The organism is Bacillus sp. B4EP4a (assembly GCF_006680105.1).
Lineage (GTDB): Bacteria > Bacillota > Bacilli > Bacillales > DSM-1321 > Peribacillus > Peribacillus simplex_E.
Genome location: NZ_VHIK01000013.1, coordinates 22321 through 32671 on the forward strand (window position 1 = coordinate 22321; position 10351 = coordinate 32671).

Consider the following 10351-nt stretch of genomic DNA (forward strand, 5'->3'; position numbering starts at 1 on the left):
ATAAAAATAGCATCCAGTATATATTCTTTATTAATTGAGACAAATCCTTTTTACCGGCAATTCTTTGTTTTGCAAGCCTGCACATGCTTTCATTAATACTCAGGAATATTAATCCAATCATTATCACGTATACTATTTCCACATTTAGCAACCATAACAAAAGAATGGCATGTGCATCAATCCACTCTTTAAACAATGGAAATGGGGATAGGATCATCTTGAAGAAAATCAGTTCGATACAAACCCTTAGCATCTTCTTTTTATCAATCGGCCTTCTTAATCACGTTATTTTGATCCCTTTCCTTCTATCCACCGGCGGAAGGGATTCTTGGTTTTTTTCTATCCTTATTATTGGATTGATACCGATTTGGGTCTACATATTATCGAGGATAATCAAGAATATGAATAATCAATCCCTGACGGATTGGCTTGAATATAGATTTGGAAAACCTATTAAAAATATCGTTTTATTCTTTATCGTGATTTATCTGATCAGCCTTGTTTTGGCCACCACCAAGGAAACGATTGATTGGATCACTACAAGCTTCCTTTTTGAAACCCCAAGTTTAGCGATTATCATTCCGTTTACACTACTATGCATCTTCCTTGCCCATTCAGGTATGCGTTCCATCGCCATTTGCTCTTCTGTATTATTACCCATTGTCGTCATTCTTGGCATTTTTGTTGCGACCGGAAATATGCCGACAAAAGACTATAGCCACCTCCTTCCCCTTTTCGAGAATGGCTATTTTCATGGCGTTAAAGCCCTGAAGTATTCTGGTTATGGTCTTGCCGAACTGATTTTAATCGCTTTTTTCCAGGAAAAGCTTACTGATAAAATCAGTCGAAAAGTATTGGTTTTCATATGCCTCGGTTTAGTGTTTTTACTTCTAGGTCCATTAACAGCAGCACTTGCTGAATTCGGACCGACCTTAGCCGAAGCCATGAGGTACCCTGCCTATGAACAGTGGCGTCTGCTGACTATTGGAAAATATATCGAACATACAGATTTCTTTTCCATTTACCAATGGCTTGCTGGTGCCTATATCCGTGTTTCACTGGCATTATTCTTAATAACGGAAATCTTTAATAGGAAAACGGAAAAAATGAAGGTAGGAATTCTTTTCGCTGTCGGCTTTCTCATGGTCGTCATCTCCATCGTACCATTCAGTAATTTCAAGTTTTTGCATGTGACCCAAACTTTTTATTATCCTGGTGCTTTTTATTTCCTATTACTTTTGTCCGCCTTTTTGTTTATCGGCACGTTCATTAGTTCGAAGGAGGGTAACCGACATGAGAATGAAACGATCCAAAAATGAACCAACCCTGCCTGAATTAAGGGAGGAGACATTTCGGGAGTTATTCAGTTCAAGCTCGGATATCATGTTTGACACGATTTATATCGGAGAAACCGAAAGACCCATTCCTGTCCTTATCTTTTATTGCTCGGGTATGACCGATATCAGTTTACTAAACGAGGGGATTTTGGAAAAGTTAAACAAAATGATGGAATTGGATGAGAGAATCGATGAAGAGGAGGCAATCAACAAGCTAAAACCATTGGTAGATTTGACTAAAGTGACGATTGATAGCGACTTCAATAGCGTCCAGCAGCTGATTTTCTCCGGGAATGCCTTATTATTCATTCCATCAACCCAAAAGTTATTTTCAATAAATTTGTCCAATGTTCCGAACAGACAGCCTGAGGAGTCTTCCTTCGAGGTCTCTGTAAGAGGACCAAGAGATGGATTTGTCGAGGATTTATCCATGAATACCGCTTTAATCAGAAAGCGGCTAAAAACAAAATCGCTTGCCTATGAAGACTTTATTGTCGGCAGGCGCAGTCAAACGAAAGTCGCACTGATGTACATGGATGACATCATTGATAAAGAACTGGTCAAAAATGTGAGGTCCAAAATTAACTCCATAGATATTGATATATTGGTGAGCAGCCAGCAATTGGAGGAATTGATCTCAAATAGTAAATATAGTATATTTCCACTCACTCATTATACGAGTCGCCCCGATTTTGTTGTGGAAGCACTCAATCAAGGAAGATTCATTCTAATCGTGGACGGAATGCCAACCATAATCGTGGCACCATCTACATTATTATTGCAAATAAAAACAGCAGAAGACTCGAATCTTCCTTATCTATTTGTAAGTCTTGAGCGACTTCTTCGCTTTATGGGGCTTGTCATTACCGTTTTATTGCCGGGGTTTTGGATATCCATTTCCGCTTTCAACATTGAACAGGTGCCGTTCCCGTTATTGGCCACCATCACCCTTTCAAGGCTTGGACTTCCCTTATCCGCCACGATGGAATTCATTCTCATGCTCATTTTATTTGAATTATTTCGAGAATCCGGAGTCAGGTTACCTAAAGCGGTTGGACAGACAGTTGCTGTTGTAGGCGGCCTCATTGTCGGTGATGCCGCGATAAGGGCCGGACTGACCTCACAAACCATGCTTGTGGTTACTGCCGTAACCTCTGTCGCATCTTATACTCTTGTAAACCAGTCTTTAACAGGGGCCGTAACGATTCTGCGCATGTTTGTGCTGTTACTAAGCTGTATTTATGGAATCTACGGCACGATAATCGGTTTCCTTTCTATTGTCACTTTACTATCCAGGCTTGATTCATTCGGGATTTCATATATTGGCGGAATGAACCCGCCAAGATTCACTAAACTACTGGATTCATTCGTAATGAGACCATGGAATTCCATGAGCAAACGATCCTTGGCTGCTAATGATAAGACCAGAAAGGGGCAGTAAGACCATGTTCCGCATCTGCAATATTTTATTAACCATCCCTTTATTCCTATTACTTTCAGGCTGCTGGGATGAAAAAACGATCCAGGACTTTCATTATATAACGGCCATCGGGATAGATTTCAAAGATGGGGAGTACATTGTATATACGCAACTTGTGGACTTCTCTGCGGTAGCTAAAACGGAGGCAAAACCCACTCAAGCCCCGCCCGTATATGTAGGGAAACAAAAAGCGCGTTCCATCTCGATCGCCATTAATAAACTAATGCGCAATACTCAACAGTCTCTCTATATAGGGCATGTTTCCACATTTGTCATCAGTGAAAATGTGCTGAAGCAGCAAAGTACAGAAATAGTGGATTATATATACAGAAACCAATTACTTAGGTACTCAGCCAATATTTTTGCGACAAAAAGTTCCATGGATGAGCTTTTCTCCATTAATGGTTATTTTAATTTATCGCCTTTATACACGACATTATATTTACCAGAGGATGTCTACCGGAATCGATCATTCATCCAACCCATTACGGTCCAAAGGTATTATTCCAATCAACGGGAAAAAGCTTCCACAACCATCCTGCCCTCCATTTCCTGGAACGATAAAGTATGGAAGGAAAAAGATAAAAAAAGAAAAAGTCTCTTTATGGATGGTGCATTTGTCATTTATTATAAAGTGTCCCAGCCCTGGTTCTCTGAAAAAGATTTGAGCGGTTTACGCTGGCTCAATAAAAGGACCAACAAAACACCCTTAAATATTAACATGAATAAACAAGACATCTATGCATCTTTCTCCCATCCGCATTATCAAGTAAAGCCTGTTCTCATGGATGGAAAGTACAAATTCAATATTGACGTTGATGTATCAGGTAAGATACTGGGGCTTGATACACAAATGGATATCGATAAAATAAAACGAAAATTCGAAAATGAAATTAAAAATGAAATCCAAACAACCTTCAACAGTGGGATTCAAAAGAACGCAGACCCTTTAAGCTTAGGAAAAATCCTTTATATCAAAGAGACAAAATACTGGCAAAAGAATCATTTAAATGAGCCGAAGGATTACTTAGATAAGGATTCACTACATGATATAAACGTAAAGGTTCACATCCTTAACACAGGCGGTTTAGAAGCTAAACCACTCGAGTAATGAAGTATTTGGTTTGTAATTTTAGGGCCCAATTTGATGATGCTCCTTTCACGAGTAAATCGGCAAACTCACGAGTATTTGCTCCATTTTTCACGAGTAAATTGCACAAACTCACGAGTATTTGCTCTAAACTCACGAGTAATAACCCAAACTCACGAGTATTTGCTCTAAACTCACGAGTAAACACTTATAATTCGTGAGTTTGCTGCTGCATTCCACTAGTAAACGCTTATAATCCATGAGTTTGCTGCCCAACTTGGGTTTAATAGCCCTTTTCATGATGAAATAAAATCAGGATGGCGCCTTTTTGAGCTCCATCCTGATTTTTGGCGCTGGAAAATGTGGTCCTGAATTTGTCGGATAGCATAAATAAATGGTAAATTAGGGGTATTATAACCATTAGGGGGAGCCATTTATGAGTTTACAGAAGGCTACATTACATGAGCTGGAATCACTGACGGAACTTTTTGATTTATACAGAGTGTTCTATGAGCAAGCATCCGATCCTGGTCGCGCAAGGGAGTTTTTAAGGGAAAGGCTGACAAATGGGGAGTCTGTGGTTTTTATGGCCTATGACGAAGGAAATCCTATTGGTTTTGTACAATTATATCCTTCTTTTTCATCTGTGAGTATGATGCGGTCATGGGTATTGAATGATTTATTCGTGAAGGAGTCCGCCCGTAAAAAGGGATTTGGCGAGGAGTTATTGAACGCGGCCATCACGTTTGCACGCGAAACAGGTGCCAAAGGGGTTTCACTGGAGACAGGCAAGGATAATGTAAATGCACAGAAACTTTATGAAAAAATTGGTTTCGTCCGTGAATCAAACCATTTTTATTTTTTCTCCATTTAATATAAAAAAGAGTGTAGAGAAAACCTTCCCTACACTTGGATGCTATGTATCTAGTATATTAATTATTTAGCAGTTTCCATGCTGGCTTGAATTTCTTTAATTAGAAGTTCGGCACCTTCAGGGCTAAGTATTAATTTACCGTCAGCAAGTTTCATATTGTCATCGGAAACTTCACCTGTAACCTGGCAAGTCATGTTTGGTTTATATTTTTGAAGGATGATGCGCTCTTGTTCTACATAAATCTCCAGAGCGTCTTTCTCATTAATTCCTAATGTTCGGCGCAGTTCAATTGGAATGACTACCCGCCCTAATTCGTCAACTTTACGTACAATACCTGTAGATTTCATTTAATTTACCCCACTAACTTTCTTGCGAATGTTGCATTTAATATTTCGTCACCATTCGACATTATTTGCACTTTTATAAAGATACCACTCCCTACCATATTCGTCAATTCTCGTATCTTCGTATATTATCTGCCTCTATATGATTTTTATAAAAAATATTAGTAATCCCTTCATAATCCGTGTCATAACAGCGTTTCTCGCTTTTTTTGTTGGTACATTTTGTTAAATGAAATGGTAAAATGGAAACGTCTTCATTTAACTCCAAAAGCCATTCTTTTCATTCCATGTCGAATCACGGAGAATGAATTTCACTAGCTTAAAAGAATCCTGTTGATTTTCTATTGCTTTTGAAGGACAATTTAAATTGATCGCTTATAATATTCCGAAAATTCATTCTGCTTTTGACACAGTGGATATTTCTGAAAAATTTTTCAGAAAGCCGAAACGATCGCCATGCTTCCAGAGTCTTATTGACTCATAAAACAGATTGAGGTGAGTCAATTGCGTCCGATTATATTAGGTATTTGTTCCGCTTTCTTTTTTGCATTTACGTTTGTTTTAAATCAGGCCATGGAGTTGTCTGGCGGAAGTTGGATATGGAGTGCTTCGCTGCGTTATATCTTTATGGTGCCTTTTCTGTTGTGTATCGTATTGAGCAGAAAAAATCTGCGCCCCCTTTTACGAGTGATGAGAGAAAAGCCGGGTCCTTGGCTGCTTTGGAGTTTTGTCGGTTTTGGGTTATTTTATGCTCCTTTATGCTTTGCATCCGCCTACTCACCTGGCTGGCTAATTGCCGGCACTTGGCAAATCACGATCATTTCGGGTGCATTACTTGCGCCGCTGTTTTTTGAGAATGTCCAAACGAAAGATGGGCTCGAAAGGCAAAGAGGAAAGGTTTCCGTGAAAGGTCTCCTTATGTCCATGATCATCCTGCTTGGAATCATCCTGATGCAGCTGGAACACACCAAGCACATTTCAATGGCCAATCTTTGGCTGGGAGTGATTCCAATCGTCATCGCCTCGTTTGCATACCCTTTGGGAAATCGCAAAATGATGGAAGTATCCGAAGGACGTTTGGATGCATATCAGCGGGTATTGGGAATGACTTTGGCGAGTCTGCCATTCTGGTTTCTGCTTTCATTGTACGGTTTCTTTACAGTGGGGGCGCCGACGAAGATGCAAAGTTTCCAATCCCTTTTGGTAGCACTATTTTCTGGAGTCATCGCCACGGTCCTTTTTTTCAAGGCGACCGATTTGGTAAGCGGAAATATGCAGAAATTAGCTTCCGTTGAAGCTACACAATCGATGGAGGTCCTTTTTGCACTGGCTGGCGAATTACTGTTCCTATCTTTACCGATTCCTTCTCCGTTATCGTGGTTCGGCATCTTCATCGTCATCATAGGAATGATCCTGCATAGCTATGTATCACATAAAAAAGAAGGTCCATCCCGGAAACGGATAGTGAGTGCCTAAATAGCAAGTCAAAAAAAGCCCCGAAATCTTATCGGGGCTTTTTCGACCTGAAAACAGGGCCTGACTATGTTCTTTTTTTCCATTGACCGGTCATGATAAATTGATGATTTTTTAGTCGGCAAAAAGCTCACCACCCATTTTTTTCATTAAACTTTTACCTTGAGTAAGTTCAAAAAGTATGTATAATGAAAGGTAATTGCATATGTCAAAGGTTTTCTAGGGTTCCGCAGTGCGTCTATTGCTGGTCTGGTCCGAGAGAAAACTCACAGCATGCTGTGCCACGGAAGGATAAAAGCCTGGGAGAAACTGTTTAACGGTTATCTCTTGGGCTTTTTTTGTTTTTTTGGTAAAGAATAAAATTGGAGGTGCGGTATTCATGAGCACAAACTGGATTAAAGTATTCATTGCAGCTTTTTTTGAAGTATTTTGGGTGATTGGCTTAAAACATGCAGATGACTTTTGGACTTGGTCTGGAACGGTCATTTCGATCATCATCAGTTTTTATTTGATGATAATGGCTGGCAGGAAGCTTCCTGTCGGAACGGTATATGCCGTTTTTGTCGGTATGGGGACGGCCGGGACCGTTTTTTCCGAAATCATTTTCTTTGGGGAATCCTTCAAGCTGAGCAAGACGCTATTGATTCTCCTCTTATTATCAGGAGTGATCGGCTTGAAACTAGTGACTGATGATAAAGCTGAGAAAGGGGATGAATCTTAATGGCTTGGGTCTCTTTAATCTTAGCGGGGCTATTTGAAATGTTTGGGGTTGCGATGATAAATAAATTGCACAAAGACCGTAATTGGCAATCCTTGCTGCTGTTATTCATCGGATTCGGAGCAAGTTTCCTATTTCTTGCTTATGCCATGCAATCCTTGCCTATGGGGACGGCTTATGCTATCTGGACAGGGATCGGCGCATCAGGCGGAGCGATAATCGGGATGCTCCTATACGGGGAATCCAAAGATTGGCGAAGGGTCATTTTTATAGCCATGGTCCTTGGCGCAGCAGTGGGATTAAAACTTGTTTCATAGGAATGAGTGATGGTCATTTTTCGTGGAAATTCAGAAGAAAAAAGGAATAGGACACCACAATTCTTTATAAAAGATTTAGAAAATCAAAGACGGCGCATATATGTTCATTATGTGCCGTCTTTTCACCTAATTTGTTTTTCACGAGAAGGCCGAATTTCTTTTTATAAAAATTGACTTGCATCCATCTTAGTGGAATCTTTCCCCTTAACCTGTTTTAGCGTCGCTACTATAAGAAAGCTAACAATCACTAATAAGAGCCATGAACTTACCTTTCCTAGATGAACGAGACTCCATGCATCGGTTTGGTTTGGATATTCCCAAGCTCCAAAGAATGTTGCAATATTTTCGGCTATCCATATAAAAAATCCGATGAGAACGAATGAAAGTGCGATTGGCATACGATAACGAGTTCCGCCAACCTCGTATGTGACCCATGATCGCCAAAAGACGATGATGACAAGTCCAGATAACCACCAACGAACATCGATCCAATAATGGTGGGTGAAAAAATTCAAATAAATCGCAGCGGCAAGAGCTACCACGGCCAAAAACGGTGGCCACTTGACCAGTTCAACCTTTAATCTCCTCCACGCCTGGCAAAGATAACTCGCTACACTTGCGTACATGAATCCGCTATACAGAGGCACTCCAAAAATTTTGAAATATCCTTCCTCTGGATAAGTCCAGGAGCCCATATGTACCTTGAAAAGTTCAAGAGCAAGTCCAATAAGGTGGAACAATGTGATAACCTTTAGTTCATCCTTTGTTTCAAGCCCGGAACGCACCATCCACCACTGCATCAGAAGGCAGATGATGAGCAGCCAGTCATACCGCGGCAGGAAGGGAAGCGGTATGAATTTTGTAATAGCCAAAGAGGCAAAAATAACGGCAGGAAACAAGCATGATGAAGCCTGCTCCCAACCAAAACGAACGAGTTGTTTCAGTGCTCTCATGATTGGTGCCTCCATTTTTTTAATGGTTAAATTCATGAGTAACTCCCCTTTGATGAAATCTTTCTTTTCTTCCACTTTTTTAATCTTGGGTGTCTTCATCATTTCGGTATTCCAAAATATCTCCGGGTTGACATTCTAAAGCTTTACAAATCGCCTCTAAAGTTGTTAATCGAATCGCTTTTGCCTTACCGTTTTTCAATATGGAAAGATTGGCCATCGTTATTCCAACCCTCTCCGAAAGTTCTGTAACACTCATTTTCCTTTTAGCCAGCATCACATCAATATTGATTATAATCGCCAAGTTATTCACCTCAGACTATTAAGTCATTTTCTGATTTTATATCGATGGCTTCTTGTAAAAGCCTTTGAAGAACAGCAGCAAAGACTGCAATCACCATTGAAGCAAAAATAACGACCATTCCGATCAATATGATACCAGGGGCGTCATCCATATCCGCTATGAGATAAAAGAGCGGCATGCCTAACACATACAAGCCACTGATTGTGATTGCACAATTTTTTATAGTCTTTAACGCTCTTACAGATAATTCCGAGAAAGCTTTGTTCTTGTCAATATAGCTTAAAAGTTTAAAGGCTTGATATAGAGCAAAGTAAAAAGGTATCGCCGATGCATACAAATCGATAAAAACAAGATATTTCAAATAAGTCATATCCGGATATAATTCTGCTGCAAAGTTCGCTATCTCAGGCACAAAAAAGATGCACAAGGCAAGAACCGGAATTCCAATAAAAATAACAGCTATCTTTAAAAAGAGTGTTGTTCCTAGTTTCATAAAAAGCACCTCACTTATTTTTAGTCAATTTAATTTAACATATGATTTATCGTTTTACAATAAAACATTGTTGTTTTTTATTATATTATTATTGTTACCTAAATATCCTTTTCTTTTAAAAAGGCATTGTTAAAGATTAATGTTGATTGTTGAACAAATAAAAGAGACCACCTAATAAGTGGTCTTCTTAAGTGCATCATATGGAACTAACGCACCCGTTCGTAAAGGTGTACCTTTACAAACTTTTTTTGATTGTTACTTCTTCTAAGATCTCTTATGTAAACTAATTGATAGGTTCTTCAACGAACTGGCCAGTTTAGTTGAAGAAGGTATTCTAAAAATAATGTAGCAGACACAGAGGTGCCTGCTAACTGAAATAAATATAGATGACGTGAAACGTCATGTGCAAGAGGTATTAGATAACTATCCAAGAACAGGATTAAGCTGTGAAATAGGTGTTCATCCAGAGCTACCGAGATAATTATATCAGGTAGTTTTTTTGAAAGATTATAGATCAGTCATTAAGCTCAACCAGACCTTGTAATTTGAGTTATAGGGTTAAATCACCAAAAACATCTTCTTCTACAATCGAAGCGATCGAATCTGTCACAACGATCAAATCGATCAAATCTCCCACAACGATCAAATCGATCACAACGGCGTCTTCTATCACAAAAAAACATTCAAATCCCCTCCTTTTAACACTCTTACTATAAAATATGTTGATATGAAAACAATGGATAGACAAGAGGCCATAAATCAAGAATATACAATCAAACAAAATAATTCTGGTGCCAATCGATTTTATTTCCCTATGCAAAAACCGCTTGTGCGGCAAAGGGATTTTGTTTTTCGTACTTCCGTTAAGATACATTATGTGAACACCATAAATTTTATTGTGTTTCTTGTTGAACTCCCTCAGTTTGATGCGAATATCTCTCGAATGCTCACTTATTCGCAGGATTTCATAA

The 10351-nt window shown here is 39.3% G+C and carries 12 protein-coding genes and 1 riboswitch; of the genes, 8 read left to right on the plus strand and 4 right to left on the minus strand.

Translation table 11 applies throughout. The features are described from left to right. The first annotated feature begins 164 nt into the window (after nucleotides 1-164). The 4 genes from FNK51_RS07295 to FNK51_RS07310 all read left to right on the plus strand — a co-directional run bounded on the left by FNK51_RS07295 (nucleotide 165) and on the right by FNK51_RS07310 (nucleotide 4781). Nucleotides 165-1319 carry a GerAB/ArcD/ProY family transporter gene (locus FNK51_RS07295; protein WP_286178594.1) on the plus strand — a complete coding sequence of 385 codons (1155 nt, stop codon included), beginning with the start codon at nucleotides 165-167 and terminating at the stop codon, nucleotides 1317-1319. After that, a complete protein-coding gene (locus FNK51_RS07300; RefSeq protein ID WP_141992910.1) occupies nucleotides 1294-2778 on the plus strand; it encodes a spore germination protein in 1485 nt (494 codons plus the stop codon). Before FNK51_RS07295 ends, FNK51_RS07300 begins: the two co-directional genes overlap by 26 nt. Nucleotides 2779-2782: 4 nt before the next feature. Continuing rightward, entirely contained in the window at nucleotides 2783-3928 is a 1146-nt protein-coding gene (locus FNK51_RS07305) for a Ger(x)C family spore germination protein (RefSeq protein WP_181762211.1), read from the plus strand. A gap of 415 nt (nucleotides 3929-4343) precedes the next feature. Then, nucleotides 4344-4781 (plus strand): GNAT family N-acetyltransferase, encoded by a 438-nt coding sequence (locus FNK51_RS07310; RefSeq protein ID WP_141992912.1) that lies wholly within the window; start codon nucleotides 4344-4346, stop codon nucleotides 4779-4781. A 62-nt stretch (nucleotides 4782-4843) separates the two neighbouring features. Here FNK51_RS07310 and FNK51_RS07315 read toward each other — a convergent pair whose 3' ends face one another. Next, a complete protein-coding gene (locus FNK51_RS07315; RefSeq protein WP_053536026.1) occupies nucleotides 4844-5128 on the minus strand; it encodes a transition state genes transcriptional regulator AbrB in 285 nt (94 codons plus the stop codon). A gap of 501 nt (nucleotides 5129-5629) precedes the next feature. On the opposite strand from FNK51_RS07315, the gene FNK51_RS07320 reads away from it, so the two are divergent. The 3 genes from FNK51_RS07320 (at nucleotide 5630) to FNK51_RS07330 (ending at nucleotide 7633) form a co-directional block, all read left to right on the plus strand. Beyond that, nucleotides 5630-6601, plus strand: coding sequence for a DMT family transporter (locus FNK51_RS07320; RefSeq protein WP_133350631.1), 972 nt, complete (start codon nucleotides 5630-5632; stop codon nucleotides 6599-6601). A 205-nt stretch (nucleotides 6602-6806) separates the two neighbouring features. After that, nucleotides 6807-6906, plus strand: a riboswitch (guanidine-I (ykkC/yxkD leader). A gap of 71 nt (nucleotides 6907-6977) precedes the next feature. Beyond that, complete coding sequence (locus FNK51_RS07325; RefSeq protein WP_063232562.1) at nucleotides 6978-7319, plus strand: DMT family transporter; 342 nt, start codon at nucleotides 6978-6980, stop codon at nucleotides 7317-7319. Then, entirely contained in the window at nucleotides 7319-7633 is a 315-nt protein-coding gene (locus FNK51_RS07330) for a DMT family transporter (protein ID WP_141992913.1), read from the plus strand. Before FNK51_RS07325 ends, FNK51_RS07330 begins: the two co-directional genes overlap by 1 nt. A gap of 161 nt (nucleotides 7634-7794) precedes the next feature. Here the strand turns inward: FNK51_RS07330 and FNK51_RS07335 are convergent, their stop codons facing one another. The 3 genes from FNK51_RS07335 to FNK51_RS07345 form a co-directional block, all read right to left on the minus strand. Then, nucleotides 7795-8586 carry a DUF817 domain-containing protein gene (locus tag FNK51_RS07335; protein WP_141992916.1) on the minus strand — a complete coding sequence of 264 codons (792 nt, stop codon included), beginning with the start codon at nucleotides 8584-8586 and terminating at the stop codon, nucleotides 7795-7797. 79 nt (nucleotides 8587-8665) lie between these two features. Next, nucleotides 8666-8887, minus strand: a complete 222-nt coding sequence (locus FNK51_RS07340; RefSeq protein ID WP_063232556.1) for a helix-turn-helix domain-containing protein — start codon at nucleotides 8885-8887, stop codon at nucleotides 8666-8668. Between the two features lie 10 nt (nucleotides 8888-8897). Further along, a complete protein-coding gene (locus FNK51_RS07345) occupies nucleotides 8898-9380 on the minus strand; it encodes a DUF2975 domain-containing protein (RefSeq protein ID WP_141992914.1) in 483 nt (160 codons plus the stop codon). A 727-nt stretch (nucleotides 9381-10107) separates the two neighbouring features. Between FNK51_RS07345 and FNK51_RS26915 the strand changes: the two genes are divergently transcribed. Next, the coding region (locus FNK51_RS26915) for a hypothetical protein (RefSeq protein WP_220126978.1) at nucleotides 10108-10351 on the plus strand (244 nt) is incomplete at its 3' end.